Annotated in this window: 13 protein-coding genes; 5 read left to right on the forward strand and 8 right to left on the reverse strand. The window is 48.8% G+C overall.

What is annotated here, in order from left to right; translation table 11 throughout:
* Positions 1 to 112 precede the first annotated feature (112 nt).
* The 3 genes from B152_RS0100530 to holA all read left to right on the forward strand — a co-directional run bounded on the left by B152_RS0100530 (position 113) and on the right by holA (position 4970).
* Complete coding sequence (locus B152_RS0100530; protein ID WP_020590411.1) at positions 113 to 643, forward strand: DUF3576 domain-containing protein; 531 nt, start codon at positions 113 to 115, stop codon at positions 641 to 643.
* 141 nt (positions 644 to 784) lie between these two features.
* Entirely contained in the window at positions 785 to 3349 is a 2565-nt protein-coding gene (gene leuS / locus B152_RS0100535) for a leucine--tRNA ligase (protein ID WP_026261150.1), read from the forward strand.
* 595 nt (positions 3350 to 3944) lie between these two features.
* A complete protein-coding gene (gene holA / locus B152_RS0100545; protein ID WP_157230761.1) occupies positions 3945 to 4970 on the forward strand; it encodes a DNA polymerase III subunit delta in 1026 nt (341 codons plus the stop codon).
* 56 nt (positions 4971 to 5026) lie between these two features.
* Here holA and B152_RS0100550 read toward each other — a convergent pair whose 3' ends face one another.
* From B152_RS0100550 to B152_RS26575, 7 genes are all read right to left on the reverse strand, one after another.
* Entirely contained in the window at positions 5027 to 5959 is a 933-nt protein-coding gene (locus B152_RS0100550) for a ParB/RepB/Spo0J family partition protein (protein ID WP_342664227.1), read from the reverse strand.
* Between the two features lie 94 nt (positions 5960 to 6053).
* On the reverse strand, positions 6054 to 6869 hold the full coding sequence (locus tag B152_RS0100555; protein WP_020590416.1) for a ParA family protein: 816 nt from the start codon (positions 6867 to 6869) through the stop codon (positions 6054 to 6056).
* Between the two features lie 31 nt (positions 6870 to 6900).
* Positions 6901 to 7578, reverse strand: coding sequence for a 16S rRNA (guanine(527)-N(7))-methyltransferase RsmG (rsmG, locus tag B152_RS0100560; RefSeq protein ID WP_020590417.1), 678 nt, complete (start codon positions 7576 to 7578; stop codon positions 6901 to 6903).
* Positions 7568 to 9436 (reverse strand): tRNA uridine-5-carboxymethylaminomethyl(34) synthesis enzyme MnmG, encoded by a 1869-nt coding sequence (gene mnmG / locus B152_RS0100565; protein WP_020590418.1) that lies wholly within the window; start codon positions 9434 to 9436, stop codon positions 7568 to 7570. The genes rsmG and mnmG overlap by 11 nt, the downstream gene beginning before the upstream one ends.
* 208 nt (positions 9437 to 9644) lie before the next feature.
* A complete protein-coding gene (gene mnmE, locus B152_RS0100570) occupies positions 9645 to 11003 on the reverse strand; it encodes a tRNA uridine-5-carboxymethylaminomethyl(34) synthesis GTPase MnmE (RefSeq protein WP_026261152.1) in 1359 nt (452 codons plus the stop codon).
* 135 nt (positions 11004 to 11138) lie between these two features.
* Complete coding sequence (locus B152_RS0100575) at positions 11139 to 11447, reverse strand: DUF6489 family protein (RefSeq protein WP_026261153.1); 309 nt, start codon at positions 11445 to 11447, stop codon at positions 11139 to 11141.
* Between the two features lie 250 nt (positions 11448 to 11697).
* A complete protein-coding gene (locus B152_RS26575; RefSeq protein WP_342664220.1) occupies positions 11698 to 12135 on the reverse strand; it encodes a phosphatase PAP2 family protein in 438 nt (145 codons plus the stop codon).
* Positions 12136 to 12646: 511 nt separating this feature from the next.
* On the opposite strand from B152_RS26575, the gene B152_RS21920 reads away from it, so the two are divergent.
* Together B152_RS21920 and B152_RS0100590 are read left to right on the forward strand one after the other, a co-directional pair.
* A complete protein-coding gene (locus B152_RS21920) occupies positions 12647 to 13141 on the forward strand; it encodes a methylated-DNA--[protein]-cysteine S-methyltransferase (protein ID WP_020590422.1) in 495 nt (164 codons plus the stop codon).
* A gap of 62 nt (positions 13142 to 13203) precedes the next feature.
* Positions 13204 to 14187: a quinone oxidoreductase family protein gene (locus tag B152_RS0100590; RefSeq protein ID WP_020590423.1), complete on the forward strand. Its 984-nt coding sequence runs from the start codon at positions 13204 to 13206 to the stop codon at positions 14185 to 14187.
* A gap of 95 nt (positions 14188 to 14282) precedes the next feature.
* Here the strand turns inward: B152_RS0100590 and rho are convergent, their stop codons facing one another.
* Positions 14283 to 15539 (reverse strand): transcription termination factor Rho, encoded by a 1257-nt coding sequence (gene rho / locus B152_RS0100595; protein WP_020590424.1) that lies wholly within the window; start codon positions 15537 to 15539, stop codon positions 14283 to 14285.
* Positions 15540 to 15806: the final 267 nt, after the last annotated feature.

Below are 15806 nucleotides of genomic sequence, written 5' to 3' on the forward strand. Positions count from 1 at the left end.
AGAATATTTAAAAAGATGCTGCCGGAGCTAATTTTAGCTTCGGCAGTATTTTTTTGCCTGTTTTTTTGTGTTAGCTATAGTGCCTGTTGAAATCGCTTCGGAAGAAACGTTCATGTCATCCAAGAGTTTTGCTTCTCGATATCTTGCCATTTTTCCTGTACTTTTTGCTATTTCCGCCTGTGGCTTACAGGGGCAGGATAAAAAAATTGAACATGAATCAGACAAATATTATAAACAGACAGGGGGGTCGCTCCTTGGTGGTGAAGGTGGCCTGAATATTCTTGGAGGTGATGATAGTAAACCTCAAGACAGCGGTGCCGGAATCGGGGTGAACTCGTTCCTCTGGCGCGCCTCCCTTGATACTATTGCCTTTATGCCACTGGCCTCTGCTGATCCTTTTGGCGGCGTAATAATTACAGATTGGTACAGCCCGGATGAGTCACAGGCAGAACGTTTCAAGGTCAACGTCTTCATCCTTGGCCAGGAACTGCGCGCTGATGGTGTACGGGCTTCCGTTTTCAAACAGCGCCGTGATGTAACAGGCGGCTGGATTGATGCCAAAGTAGACCCAAAAACCGGAAGCGAGCTGGAAGATGCCATCCTGACCCGCGCCCGTCAGCTCCGTATCGCCTCAAGCGAATAAGACAAATTACCTGCCTTCCCGCGAGGCCCAGAGTTTCCAAGCTTGAAAGGCCACGGTACTGGTTTGATCTTCATCACCAGCTGTGGCCTTCTTTAATTCACGATCCCCTTTTACAGGGCCTTTAAAGAAAATTTGAGAATGATGACCCGTTACAACGCCAAGGAAACAGAAACAAAGTGGCAAAAGGCCTGGACCGACAAGAACTGTTTTGCAGTCGAAGCCAATACCGACAAGCCAAAGTACTATGTACTTGAAATGTTTCCCTATCCATCGGGACGAATCCACATGGGACACGTCCGGAATTATACTATTGGTGATGTTATTGCCCGCTATAAAAAGGCAAAGGGATTCAACGTTCTCCATCCCATGGGCTGGGATGCTTTTGGTTTACCTGCAGAAAATGCCGCCATGGCCCGGGGTGTTCATCCCGGCAAGTGGACCTATGAAAATATAGCTGTGATGCGTGAACAGCTGAAATCAATGGGTTTGTCTATTGACTGGGATCGGGAAATTGCCACCTGCCACCCGCAATACTACAAACATGAACAGAAAATGTTTCTCGATTTTCTCAAGGTCGGCCTGGTTGAACGCAAGGAATCCTGGGTCAATTGGGACCCGGTAGATCAAACCGTCCTCGCCAACGAACAGGTGATCGATGGCAAGGGCTGGCGCTCTGGTGCGGAAGTTGAAAAGCGCAAACTGAGCCAGTGGTTTTTCAAAATCACAGATTTCGCTGATGATCTTCTTGAGGGAATTGAAACGCTTGATCGTTGGCCTGAAAAAGTCAGGACCATGCAGAGCAACTGGATTGGCCGGTCTGAAGGCGCCAGGGTCTTTTTCAAGATCAAGGACACTCAGGAAGAAACCATCGAAGTCTATACAACCCGTCCGGATACCCTTTTTGGCGCTTCCTTCTGTGCCCTCTCCCCCAATCATCCGCTCGCAGATCAACTGTCCAGCGACAATCCGGCCCTAAAACAGTTTATTGCCGACTGTAACAAGATGGGCACCAGTGAAGAAGCGGTCGAGAAAGCCGAGAAGAAAGGTTTTGATACAGGACTGCGTGTTCTGCATCCCTTTGATTCATCAATTGAACTCCCGGTTTATGTCGCAAACTTTGTCCTGATGGACTATGGTACTGGCGCGATTTTTGGCTGCCCGGCCCACGACCAGCGAGACCTCGATTTTGCCCGGAAATATGGCCTATCGGTTACTCCGGTTGTCTTGCCTGCTGATCAGGCAATCGAAGCCTTTGAGATCACTGGGGAAGCCTATACAGGCAACGGAACAATTATCAATTCGCGCTTTCTGGACGGCAAGGAAATAGAAGAGGCGAAACTGGCCGCCATTGCTGAACTGGAAAAAAGCGGCCAAGGCAAAGGAACAGTCCAGTTCCGCCTCAGGGACTGGGGTGTATCACGACAGCGCTATTGGGGCTGTCCGATCCCTATTATCTATTGTCAGGACTGTGGCGCGGTTCCCGCACCGGAAGAAAGCCTACCAATCGAACTCCCTGAGGACGTATCCTTCGACAAACCCGGCAACCCCATTGCGCATCACCCGACCTGGAAACACACCTCCTGCCCTTCCTGTGGCAAGGCCGCCGAACGGGAAACTGATACCTTTGATACCTTTATGGAATCTTCCTGGTATTTTGCCCGCTTCTGCTCACCACGGGACGAGAATGCCTTCACCCGGGAGGAAGTCGACTACTGGTTACCTGTTGACCAATACATCGGCGGTATTGAACATGCGGTTCTTCATCTGCTCTACTCCCGCTTTTTTACCCGGGGGCTGAACAAGTGTGGTTACCTCGGCGTCAAGGAACCCTTTAAAGGTCTCTTTACACAAGGCATGATCTGTCATGAAACCTATCAGGACGCTGAAGGAAAGTGGCTGTCGCCTGAGGAAATAGAGAAAAACGATAAGGGCGAATTTGAGACACTTGATGGAAAAGCTGTCACGGTCGGGCCCTCGATCAAGATGAGCAAGTCCAAGAAGAACACGATTGATCCGGCCGACATATTGAGCAGTTATGGTTCAGATACAGCCCGGTTTTTCATGCTTTCCGACAGTCCCCCTGATCGAGATATGGAATGGACGGAATCCGGGATTGAGGGGTCCTGGCGCTTTACCCAAAGGCTCTGGCGCCTGGTAACGGGTCAGATCGACGAACTGCCGCCTGCTGGTACGCCAAAGCCAGTAAGCTTTAGTGACAATGCCCTGGAGCTGCACCGGACAGTACATAAGGCAATCGCTGCTATCAGTGAGAACATCGAATCTTTCCGCTTTAATGCAGCGGTTGCAAAAATTTATGAACTGACCAATAGCATCGGCCAGTTCAAGACAAGTGACAGCTCCGACAAATGGGTGATGCGGGATGCTCTGGAAACACTTGTAAGCCTTGTTTCACCGATGATGCCTCACCTTGCGGAAGAACTTTGGCAACAGCTGGGCTACAGCGAGATGATCGTTGACAAGGCCTGGCCAGAGTTTGACGAAAATCTGATCAAAGACCAGAACATCAATCTTCCAGTACAGGTCAACGGCAAGCTCAGAGCAACAATTAACATTGCAACTGACGCAGATGATGACACAATCAAGGCCGTTGCTATGGCAGAAGAAGCTGTCATCCGATCCATTGGGGACAAACAGGTCCGCAAAGTGATCATTGTAAAAAACCGGATCGTCAATATTGTCGTATAAACCGATGTCTTCCTGCCGCCAAAGGTCAACAATGAAAAGCGCCCCGATATATTCTGGACTTATCAGCCTGATGCTCTGGCTGTCTGCTTGCGGCTTTCAGCCTGTTTACCGCAAGGATACTACGACAGGTGAATCTGCTTATCAGCAATTACACGCAGTCCGGATTGATCCCCTTCCCGATCGGCCCGGACAGATACTTCATAATCTGTTAAGAGACCGGATCAATCCCTTAGGACAACCGAGAGAGCCGCTTTACAGCCTCAAGGCCACAATCACCGAAACAGAGAAAAACCTTGCTGTACGGCTCGATAATACGGCTTCCAGAACCAATCTTGGGATCGAAGTACAATATTATCTGGTCGAGATTACCAGCGGTAAAACGGTCCTCAGTGCAAAAGCGCGATCAACCGGAAGTTACGACAAACTCAATGATCCCTATGCCACACTNGTTGCTGAAGAGACAACGCGTAAGCGTGTCTTGCGGCAGATCTCAAACGACATGGCCTTGCAGGTCGGGGCTTATCTGAACCGGGCACAATAATCCTGGTGGGTATAGAAAAACGTCGGTGATATAAAGCGGGACAAAAAATTGAAGGTGGCGGCAAACAGGGGTGATGCTTTTTCTAGGTCTCCGGACCCGGTTTGTCGGGCCGTTCTGGTTTATGGTCCCGATGAAGGGCTTGTCCAGGAACGTTGCCTGAACCTCCTCAAAAGTGTTGTCGAAGATCCCCGAGATCCCTTTCGGGTTGTTGATCTTGAAAATGATCAACTGAAAAAAGATCCTGCCCTGCTCGCAGATGAAGCAGCCGCGCTCTCTATGATGGGCGGGAGGAAAGTAATCCGGGTAAAGTCCGCCACGGACCTGCTGGCAAATCTGTTCAAGGACTATTTTGAAAGTCCGGCAGGGGATGCGTTAATTGTTGTGGAGGGAGGGGATCTGCCTGCCCGTTCCAAGCTGCGGAAAATTTTCGAAGACAGCAAACAGGCCGCCGCCCTGCCCTGCTACAAGGATGACGAAAAAACCCTGCCTGGCGTGATTCGCCAAATCATTGAAAATGAAGGATTATTTATTGAAAACGACGCTCTCGCCTTCCTCGTGCAAAATCTTGGTACCGATCGACGTTTAACGCGCCGAGAAGTGCAGAAATTATGTCTCTACAAAGGAATAAATTCCGGGAAAATTACCCTGGCAGATGTTGTTGTTTGTGTCGGAGATACCGCCGGTCTTGCACTGGATGATCTTGCCGCGGCCGTTGCCTCGGGAAAAATCGACGAGCTGGAAAAACAACTGCTGCGCGCCCAGCAGGAACATCAGAATCCGATCACCATTCTCAGAGCGGTTTCAAGATATTTTCAACGGCTGCATCTGGTCTCGGGATTGACGGCACAGTCTGTCCCTCTCGACAAGGCTCTCGGCAGCCTGCGTCCGCCTCTCTTCTGGAAAGCTGCGGATGCGTTTAAACTGCAGGCCCGAAAATGGTCGCTCCTCGCCCTGACAAAAGCCCTGGCCCAGCTGATGGAAACAGAAGCTGCCTGCAAAAAAACCGGTGCGCCCTCGGAAACCCTCTGTGCCCGCACCCTGCTGGAACTGACAGCCAAGTCACCAGCCCGCACCCGTTAAAACTAAAACCAGTTGCTTGTGGAGACCGAGGCAAGAGACCCGGCTCGATCAGAAAGCTATTTTGCAGCTGAGGCCTGGGTCAAGCGATGCAATACATCATCAAGCTGCTCCAGGGTGTCATAGGCGATCTTCAGGGAGCCACCCTGCCCGTGGAAATCGATAGAAACAGTCAAACCCAACATATTGGAGAGATCCCTCTCCAGAGCCAACGTATCAGCATCCTTGTCAGCCCCCGGCGCTGAACGGGGTTTGATCGAACCGGCAATGCTTTTCTGCGCCGGAGCCGCTGTGGGGCCAGAAAGCTCTTTTTTCAGCGCCCTGGCCAAACGCTCGGTCTCGCGGACAGAAAGCCCACGCGATGTAATCTGTTCCGCCAGATGGGTCGGATCATCCGCGCCAACGAGAGCTCTGGCATGGCCAGCACTCAGATCTCCCTTCTCGAGCAGCTCCTGGACATCTTCGGGAAGCGTAAGCAAACGAAGCATATTGGCAATATGACTACGGCTTTTGCCAATGATCTTGGCCACATCATCCTGCTTATGACCAAACTCATCCATCAGACGACGATAGCTGGTGGCTTCTTCTATCGGTGTAAGGTCCTGGCGCTGAACGTTCTCGATAATCGCGACCTGGAGAACTTCCGCGTCGTTAAAATCCCGGATAACCACTGGAACTTCATGCAGCTTAGCCTGCTGTGAAGCCCGCCAGCGGCGCTCCCCCGCAACAATTTCGTATTCGGCATTATGGACAGGGTGCCGACGCACCAGAATCGGCTGTAACAAACCCGATTGGGCAATGGATTCGGCCAGAGACGTCAGCGCATCCGCATCAAAATGGCGACGCGGCTGCTTGGCATTGGGGTGAATATGCTCAATCGGCACCTGTTTGGTTGAACGTACCTTATCAAGCGATGCGTAATCTTCTGTCTCATCACCAAAAAGAGCAGCAAGTCCGCGGCCAAGATTAGTCCGTTTTTCCTGTTGATCCACCAAGACTCTACCCTCTCATAACCACCATCGTGTTTTTACCTGCCTTGCAGGCTCCCGATAAAAGGGAAACAACGACTGAATACCATAAAATCTATCAGGCAACCGCAGCTTCAGCTGCCCGTTCCTTTTTGAGAATTTCTCCTGCCAGTTTGATATAGGCCTGTGAACCGGCACAGGCAACATCATAGAGCAAGACCGGTTTGCCGTGAGATGGTGCTTCAGAAACCCGGACGTTCCGCGGAATCACCGTGGTAAATACCTTTTCACCCAAAAAAGCACGAACATCAGCAGCGACCATTTCACACAAATTGTTGCGGCGATCATACATAGTCAACACAACGCCTTGAATCTCCAACCGACGATTCAGCCCCCTCTTCACCCGGTCAATCGTCCGGAGAAGATGAGACAAACCTTCGAGGGCATAAAACTCGGTCTGCAGGGGAACCAGAACAGCATCGGAAGCAACCAGGGCATTCAGAGTCAACAAACCAAGAGCTGGAGGACAGTCGATCAGGATATAGTCAAAAATATCCAGAAGAGGACCAATAGCATTGGCCAGGCGGAACTCCCGCTCCGATGCATTGACCAGCTCCAGCTCCGCGCCAGAAAGTTCTACCCCGGATGTGATCACATGCATCCTGGGTACATCCGTTGAATGTATCGCCTGCTGTATCGGCAAACCTTCAATCATGACCTGATAGATGCTCTGCTTTCGCGCATCGACCTTCACGCCAAGCCCGGTACTGGCATTCCCCTGAGGGTCGAGATCAATGATCAGGACCTTCTTTTTACAGGCAGCCAAAGCCGTTGCCAGATTGACGGTCGTCGTGGTTTTACCCACGCCACCCTTCTGGTTTGCAATGGCCCAGATTTTAGCTTTGGTAATTTTCTGTCCTGAAATTGAGTCCATATCTAGTAGTGACACGGTCAATCCCCCCAATTTATAGAAGTTTGAGGCGTAATATCGTTGCTTCTGAATCAGACAAAGATTTGTACCTCGACAAAGACATACTCCACTTTTTCTCCGCTTCGGTCAATTCCTGATCCACGGACCTCCCCTTCAACAAAAGGAATTCTGGAGGGGTTTCACGCGAAGAAACCTCGATAAAGGGTTGAGCAAAATCGATAATCTTATCAAGTGATGCAAAAGCCCGCGCCGTAAAAAAATTCACCGCAAACGGGGTGATTTTTTCAATACGCTGATTATGGACTGTTAGAGGTGTATTTGTTTCACGTGAAACTTCGCGGAGGAAAGTAGATTTTTTAATATCAGATTCCATAGCATGGACATCCCCTACTCCAAGGATAGCCAACACTATTGCTGGAAAACCAGCACCACTGCCAAAATCTACAATTACCGGCTTTGAGTTATTCTCTTGAGATGAAATTTTAGGAAAATACTGTGCTAACTGCGCTGAATCCAGAAAATGACGACGCCAGAGATCTGATATTGTGTCCCGGCCAACAAGGTTGATCGCTTTGTTCCATTTTACCAACAGGTCAGCATAACATTTCAACTTGTCTTCTGTTTCACGTGAAACAGGAACAAGCTTTTTAAAATCCTCAAATCCAAATTTCTCGGACTTAAAATTTTCGGACTTAAAATTTTCAGGCGACATCAGAACTATCCATACGTCTTACATATTTCAGGAGGGCAACAATCGCAGCCGGAGTGACCCCAGAAATTCTGGCTGCCGCCCCCAGTGTCTCAGGACGAGACTGTGTCAGCTTCTGTATAATTTCTGTAGAGAGGCTTGGCACCGAGGCATAGTCAAAATCACGCGGCAACTTTAAAGCCTCATCTTTACGAAAAGCCCTGATATCCGCATCCTGTCTTTCAATGTATCCAGCATAACTGGCGTCAATTTCAAGCTGTTCAATAACAGCCGGATCATAGCTGGATAATTCAGGCCAGATCACAGACAAACGTGCAAGCGTAACATCGGGATAGCGAAGCAGATCAAAAACGCTGCGACGCTGACCATCCATATTAACTGTTATGCCATGAGTTTTAAGCTGGTTTGGTGTTGCCGCATTTGTCTCGGCAAAGCGGCGTGCTTCGGTAAGCTTGTTTTTCTTTTCTGCAAATATCTGTTGTCGCTCAGAACCGATACAGCCAATAGAATTACCGATATCTGTCAAACGCTGATCGGCGTTATCTGCACGAAGTTTTAATCTGTATTCTGCCCTGCTCGTAAACATGCGATAAGGTTCTGAGACACCGAGACTAACCAGATCATCAATCATCACCCCCATATAGGCATCAGCCCGGTCAAGAACAAATTCCCTTTCAGCACCTGATGCTTTAAGAGCGGCATTGATCCCGGCAAGAAGCCCCTGCGCGCCCGCCTCTTCATATCCGGTTGTTCCATTAATCTGTCCGGCAAAAAACAGTCCCGGAATTTTCAGAGTTTCCAGCGTTGGTCTAAGCTCACGAGGGTCAACATAATCATATTCGATGGCATAACCCGGTTGAAGGATTACAGCCTTTTCCAAACCCGGTATTGTTTTCAAAAATGCTGCCTGGACATCTTCAGGCAAAGAAGTCGAAATCCCGTTAGGATAGACGTTGATATCATCCAGCCCTTCCGGTTCAAGAAAGATCTGATGTCGCTCCCGCTCTTCAAAACGAACAACCTTGTCTTCAATTGAAGGGCAATACCTTGGCCCTTTACTGGCAATCTGTCCGGAATACATCGGGGACTGAAGAATATTTGCCTTGATCACGGCATGGGTTTGCGGATTGGTATAGGTAATATGGCAGGGAATCTGAGTTTGACTGATAGATTTATTCAAATAGGAAAAGGGTTCCGGCGGCGTATCCCCGGCTTGAACCTCCAGGGAAGAATAATCAATAGTCCGGGTATCAAGCCTGGCTGGTGTGCCGGTTTTCAAACGCCCGAGGGTGAAACCAAATCGTTCCAGGGTTGCAGAAAGTCCGAGAGCAGGTTCATCCCCTACCCTTCCTGCCGGAATCTGTTTTGTTCCAAGGTGAATAAGGCCGCGTAAAAAAGTACCTGTTGTCAACACGACCGAGCCAGAACGATAAACCGTTCCGTCAGCAGTGATTACCCCGCAACAGTGATTATTATTATCCAGCTGAAGATCTTCGACCGCAGCCTCGATAATTGTCAAATTTGATTGCTCGGCGAGCAGCTCCTGTATCGCAAGTCGATAGAGCTTTCTGTCAGCCTGGGCACGGGGTCCCCGGACCGCAGGACCCTTGCTCCGGTTCAAAACCCTGAATTGAATCCCGCCACGGTCAATTGCCTTGCCCATTAATCCGTCCAGAGCATCAATCTCGCGAACAAGATGACCCTTTCCCAACCCGCCAATAGCCGGATTACAGGACATAACACCGATCGTCGATTTTTTATGTGTGAGAAGCAGTGTTCTCGCCCCGGTCCGGGCAGCAGAGGCAGCGGCCTCGGTACCGGCATGGCCACCGCCAACAACAATCACATCATAGTTCTGCATAACAGATCACTTTTCATAGAGCGTTTATTACCAGGTAAAGTAGGGCAAGAGACAAGGTCATCATCTGAACTGGTTTACAGTTCCAGGGTAACTTCAGGTTGGTCTCTTAAGTAGCTGACTCGCCGAACATTTATTTAACAGCTCATGTTTCACGTGAAACATCAAAGGCCGAGTCAGATAATGTCCCCAGCTTTTAAGCCATTCTGACTTATTTTCCAATACAAAAATCACGGAAAATTACATCCAGAAGATCCTCAACATCAACTTTCCCCGTAATTCTGCCAAGATGACGTGTTGCCAGTCTTAAGTCTTCGGCTGACAATTCCGGTAAGGGTGCGAGAAGACTGCGCGAAAGGGCATCGGAAGTATCGATTAAAGACTTGCGATGACGTTCTCTGGTTATTCCCACAGAAGCCCCTGCGCTACCAAGCTTTGTCACAACTTCATCGGTAAGACGTTTGATAAGTTCATCAATACCGGTTCCGGTTTTGGCAGATATTTTCCGGACTTCAAAGTCGGATAATTCCGCCACAAGATCCGGGTTTTTATCATCTGGCTTATCCGTTTTGTTCAAAACGACAAGACCGTCACCGCGCTCAAGGAGACGAAGTGTTTCCGGGTCAAGCTGTTGGCTTGCCGCAAGATCAAAAACGGCCAGTCTGAAATCAGCGGCCTCGGCTCGTAACCTTGCCCGACGCATGCCTTCGAGCTCGATATTATTATCACTGGCCTCTTCAAGCTCTCTTAGACCAGCTGTGTCTGCCAGAGTTACCGGATAACCCGCAAGATCAAGGTGAACCTCAATCACGTCTCTGGTCGTCCCTGCAATATCGGAAACAATGGCAACTTCCCGACGCGCCAGAGCATTCAACAAAGAAGATTTTCCAGCATTCGGTGGGCCAATAATGGCAATTGAAAAACCATCTCTCAGCCTTTCAAAGCGATGACCATCATCCAAATGTTGATTGATTTCTGACTGTAATCTCAAAATATTGTTTTTAACCTGCTCGGAAATCCCCTCTTCCAGTTCTTCGTCCGGAAAATCTATTTCCGCTTCCAGGTAAGCAAGTGTCCGGACAAGCTTTTCTCTCCAGCTTCCGATCAGGCGGGAAAGTTCCCCATCCATCTGCCGGATAGCCTGTTTTCGCTGGGCTTCAGTCTCAGCTGCAATAAGGTCGGAAAGTCCCTCGACCTCGGTCAGATCAAGCTTGTCATTGGCAAAAGCACGCCGGGTAAATTCTCCGGCCTCTGCCGGACGAAACTCCGGGAGTTTAGCCAAGCCTGAGATCGCTCCATTGACCACAGCCCTGCCCCCATGAAGATGGAGTTCAACAACATCCTCGCCCGTAAAGCTCGCTGGTGCAGGAAACCACAAGGCAAGGCAGCGATCAATTTCTGAAGCATCTTCCGGGTCAGCCAGCTTTACCAGACTGGCCGTACGCGGTTCGGGTTGCCGGGAGGTCATCTTGTTCCAGATCATCCCTGCATTCCTGCCTGAAATCCTGATAACAGCAACTCCTGCCTGGCCCGGCGCAGTTGAAAGGGCATAAATCGTATCTGATGCCATAATGATTAGAATTCCTATAATCCAGACAGGGGCACCATAGGCAAAGGGACTGAAACCGTCAAAGTACTTTCCTTGCGACAAAAACCGTCAGATCTGCTGCTGTAGCAAGCAGTTCTCCCAGTACCTCGCAAGAGATTATGTTTTATCTTTGGAAGTCTTGTTATCCCCGGCTTGGGCAAACTGGGACCAAAACATTTTTTGCATCTGTTCAAGACCCGGGATCGCATCAGGCATGGCACCCGGCATGGCACCGGGCATACCAGCTGGCATTGTCAACGGCATCCAGGCTTTCATAAGGCTTTCCGGATCGGATTTTTGAATAGCATCAAGCATGCGTTTGCGAATTTCAGACATAGCCTCTTCTTGAAGAGCGGTAACGTCCGGCAACCCGAGAAACCTGCGTGCTTCTTCTGGAGTACAGTCAACGTCTACTGTGAATTTCACCAGAATTCTCCCCGTTTTTTTCAGACAAAATCCAGACGGCAGAAACCATATGGATTGTTCACCCGAATGATACATGAGCCATCCCGGAACAACGACCTAAAAGCTGTTGTAAGTTCAAAAATCATCCAGAGGTCTTTGCCAAATCAAGAAAAGTTGTTTCGAAATTGTTTCCCGTGAAACATCCTCATTCCTTAATTTGAATCAAAATCCAGTTCTGATCAGAAACCAAACACAATCTGAAACAGAGAAATCACGGCCAATTTTGAACCAGCCTTGCGAATATTCCCAGTTTAAACAAGCGAGCGACCGACCCACGGATAACAGCCAGCAAAGGTGTATATACCGTCCAGGAGTAAATGAAGAGAGACAATAAGGTTCCGCCAATCCAGATATCTCCGAACCAGTGACCGCCTCCAACCATACGCGGTGTTGCATTGACCAGACAGAACAGAAACAGGACCAACCCGTAGCTGCGACCAAAAAGACGGCCCATTACTAAAAAACAGATAAAAGAAACGGCTGCATGATCACTGGGAAAAGATTTTCTTGTTCCGGTTTTTACCTCAATCCAACTGACAAGCTCGTTTATATCGGTAAAGGGTGACACAAGCTGTGAAGGACTGGGATGATGATAATCATTAAATCCCCGTGCAATAACCAGCATGACCAAAGCAACAGAAATAACCACCAAAATTACCCTGGAGAACCTTTCTCCAAAACTGTTTTCCCGGTTTTTGACAAGATAAAACAAACAACATCCGCCAAGAAAAACAGCGCTGAGACTATCAAATATCCGGCTATTGGTAAAAGCCCAGTAATTGTTCCAAACGTCCCTTCCCTCTTGAAGCGATCCGTTTAAAAACAGGAAAACAGCTTCATCCCAAGGGGTTTTAAAATCATATTCTGCCAGAAGGAAAACCGCAGTAATAACCAGGAAATTACAAACCAGAAGCCACCCAAGATTCCACTCAGAATTCCACCCATGATTCTGTCTTGGATTCTGCCCTGGATTCTGCCCGGTAATGTTACTGTTATTTTTGTTCACAAAAAATTCCTTCAATTCTGACCTCAGTTCTGGCCAGTGAAACAATAATAGACCCAGCTAAATGGTGATACCTTTAGGTTCTGCTTGATTCAACGGCTAAGCATGCAAAACTGTAATAAAAGTAGTGGCCTGATAATTTAGCCGGGATGTGCTCATGTATCACTTGTCGTTTTCTTCACCCCAGGGCTATCTGGATATAGCCGAAGATGACGGGAAGATTGTCTCGCTTATCTGGCTTGATGGATCAGATGATCTACACAGAGATGAAACGCCTTTATTGCTTGAATGCAAAAAACAGATTCTCGAATATTTCCAGGGCCAGAGACAGAATTTTGACAAGCTTCCTCTTAATCCAAAAGGGACTTCATTTCAAAAAAATGTCTGGGAGTCCCTTTATCATATCCCCTATGGAGAGCTCAAAACCTATGGTGATATTGCCAGGGAAGTAGGTTCTGTTGCCAGAGCAGTCGGGGGAGCTTGTGGGGCAAATCCCATTCCCATCATAATCCCCTGTCACCGGATTATTGCCGAAAACAAGGGTTTGGGGGGATTTTCCGGGGGCAAGGGAACCAGTTCCAAACTTGAGCTTCTTGCCCTGGAGGGTGTGAAGATTTTCGAGGAAAACCAGCCCTCCCTGCCCGGACTATGATAAGGTAACCAAGATTTATAGAATCATAAATTTACCCCGAGAAACCAAGGAACAGTCAGAAAATGACGAAGGCAATTCGCTTCCACGAATATGGTGGACCAGAAGTTCTTAAATACGAAACTGTCGAAGTTGGCCAGCCAGGTCCCGGAGAGATCCGTCTGAAGCAAACTGCCATAGGACTCAACTTTATTGATGTCTATCATCGGACAGGACTTTATCCTCAGGCCAGTCTCCCATCAGGTATCGGTCTTGAAGCCGCAGGGATCATAGAAGCTGTTGGTCCCGGCGTGAAGGATTTTCATGTTGGAGACCGTGTCGCCTATGGTACTGGACCGGTTGGATCCTATGCCGAACACAGGTTAATTCCTGCAAACAAGGTTATCCTTATTCCGGAAAGAATTAGTGATAACCAGGCCGCATCAATGATGTTGCAAGGCATGACCACCGAGTATCTGATCCGTCGGACTTACTGCGTACAGGCCGGGGATACAGTGCTGTTACATGCCGCCGCAGGGGGCGTAGGATCCATTGCCAGTCAGTGGCTCAATCATCTGGGTGCAACTGTTATCGGTACTGTTGGTTCCGAAGAAAAAGCGGACATTGCCCGTTCCAAGGGGTGTCATCATACAATCAATTACAAAACCGAAAATTTTGTCGAAAGAGTAAAAGAAATTACCGCGGGCAAGGGCGTCAATGTTGTCTATGATTCCGTTGGTAAAGATACTTTTATGGGGTCGCTTGATTGTCTGAAAGTCCGCGGAACCATGGTAACCTTTGGCAATGCTTCCGGGCCTGTACCACCGATTGAACCGCTTATCCTCAATCAAAAGGGTGGCCTGTATCTGACCAGACCAAGTCTGGCTCACTACACGGGAACTCACAGTGATCTTGTTGCCTCTGCCAAGGCGCTTTTTTCTGTTGTTTCATCCGGAGTGGTCAAGATTGATATCAACCAGAGCTATCCCCTGTCTGAAGCAGGCAAAGCCCATCAGGATCTTGAAGCCAGAAAGACAACCGGCTCAACAATCATGATACCTCAACATTAAAAGAAGTGTCAGTTTAATATAAAAGAAGAAGGACCGTAAAATCTGATTTACGGTCCTTCTTTATTTGTGGAAACCTTACGGGTCAGCCCGAGTTCCTACTGGTTCATCGCATCAAAGAAATCAGCATTATTTTTTGATGTCTTCAGCTTATCGACCAGGAACTCAACAGAATCAGTAACTCCCATCGGCATGAGAATACGGCGCAGAACCCACATTTTGGAAAGCGTGCCCTTGTCGACAAGCAGCTCTTCCTTACGGGTACCGGATTTACCGATATCAATTGCCGGGAAGGTCCGTTTGTCGGCCAATTTACGATCGAGAACGATCTCGGAGTTACCTGTTCCCTTGAATTCTTCAAAGATAACTTCGTCCATACGGCTTCCTGTATCGATCAGAGCCGTAGAGATGATCGTCAGACTGCCACCTTCCTCGATGTTACGTGCAGCCCCAAAGAAGCGCTTAGGGCGCTGTAGCGCGTTCGCATCGACACCACCGGTCAGAACTTTACCAGAACTGGGAACAACGGTGTTGTAGGCCCGCGCCAGACGGGTAATGGAATCAAGCAGGATAACGACGTCCTTTTTGTGTTCCACAAGGCGCTTTGCCTTTTCAAGAACCATCTCGGTTACCTGGACATGGCGGTGTGCCGGTTCATCAAAGGTCGAGCTGACAACCTCGCCTTTGACCGAGCGGGCCATATCGGTAACTTCTTCCGGGCGTTCATCAATCAGGAGAACAATCAGGAAGACTTCGGGATGGTTCGTCGCAATGGAGTGGGCAATATTCTGCATCAGAACCGTTTTACCGGTTCGTGGCGGCGCAACAATAAGTGCGCGCTGGCCTTTGCCCAGAGGAGCAACCAGGTCAATAACCCGGGTTGTCATGTCTTTTTTGGTAGGATCGTCGATTTCCAGATTGATTTTTTCATCCGGATAGAGCGGGGTCAGGTTGTCAAAATTGATCCGGTGACGGGAACTTTCCGGCTGGTCAAAATTGATCTGGTTAACTTTCAGAAGCGCAAAATAGCGCTCTCCGTCCTTTGGTGCCCGTATCTGGCCTTCTACTGTATCCCCGGTGCGCAGTCCGAAGCGTCTGACCTGGCTGGGGCTGACATAGATGTCATCCGGGCCAGGCAAATAGTTTGATTCGGGTGCGCGGAGGAAACCAAAACCGTCCTGCAAAATTTCAAGAACACCTGAACCAAAAATAGGTACATCGTTCTCGGCCATTTGCTTGAGGATAGCGAACATCATGTCCTGCTTGCGCAGGGTACTGGCGTTCTCGATTTCAAGTTCTTCTGCGAGTTTTAACAGCTCGGCAGGACTTTTAATTTTGAGATCTTGTAGGTTCATATGACAGAAAAGGTTGGTTCAGTCGTAAAAAAGAACGGGATGAAGGGACGTAACATAAAAGTTGAATAGCGCAAGGAAAACCGCCGCATCTGCAGGGGACCTCAACGATCTAATACCATGTCACGTGTAAGGACGGGATAGCGGGCCAAAGAACATGCCCGTATTCGTTATGCGGCGTGGATTATAGTACCTCAAAAAAGAAGTCAAGTAAAAGAATTCCAGCTATTTTCCGAATTTAGGCCTGCTTCTCTGGATCTTTACTCGGGA

The sequence above is a fragment of the Kiloniella laminariae DSM 19542 genome (assembly GCF_000374005.1).
GTDB classification, from domain to species: Bacteria; Pseudomonadota; Alphaproteobacteria; order Kiloniellales; family Kiloniellaceae; genus Kiloniella; species Kiloniella laminariae.

Excerpts from the sequence above, each read along its gene's own strand:
- mnmE (WP_026261152.1), bottom strand. The coding sequence starts at position 11,003 with ATGGCATCAGATACGATTTATGCCCTTTCAACTGCGCCGGGCCAGGCA.
- B152_RS0100555 (WP_020590416.1), bottom strand. The coding sequence starts at position 6,869 with ATGGACTCAATTTCAGGACAGAAAATTACCAAAGCTAAAATCTGGGCC.
- B152_RS21920 (WP_020590422.1), top strand. The coding sequence starts at position 12,647 with ATGTATCACTTGTCGTTTTCTTCACCCCAGGGCTATCTGGATATAGCC.
- leuS (WP_026261150.1), top strand. The coding sequence starts at position 785 with ATGACCCGTTACAACGCCAAGGAAACAGAAACAAAGTGGCAAAAGGCC.
- B152_RS0100530 (WP_020590411.1), top strand. The coding sequence starts at position 113 with ATGTCATCCAAGAGTTTTGCTTCTCGATATCTTGCCATTTTTCCTGTA.
- rsmG (WP_020590417.1), bottom strand. The coding sequence starts at position 7,578 with ATGTCGCCTGAAAATTTTAAGTCCGAAAATTTTAAGTCCGAGAAATTT.
- B152_RS0100590 (WP_020590423.1), top strand. The coding sequence starts at position 13,204 with ATGACGAAGGCAATTCGCTTCCACGAATATGGTGGACCAGAAGTTCTT.
- mnmG (WP_020590418.1), bottom strand. The coding sequence starts at position 9,436 with ATGCAGAACTATGATGTGATTGTTGTTGGCGGTGGCCATGCCGGTACC.
- rho (WP_020590424.1), bottom strand. The coding sequence starts at position 15,539 with ATGAACCTACAAGATCTCAAAATTAAAAGTCCTGCCGAGCTGTTAAAA.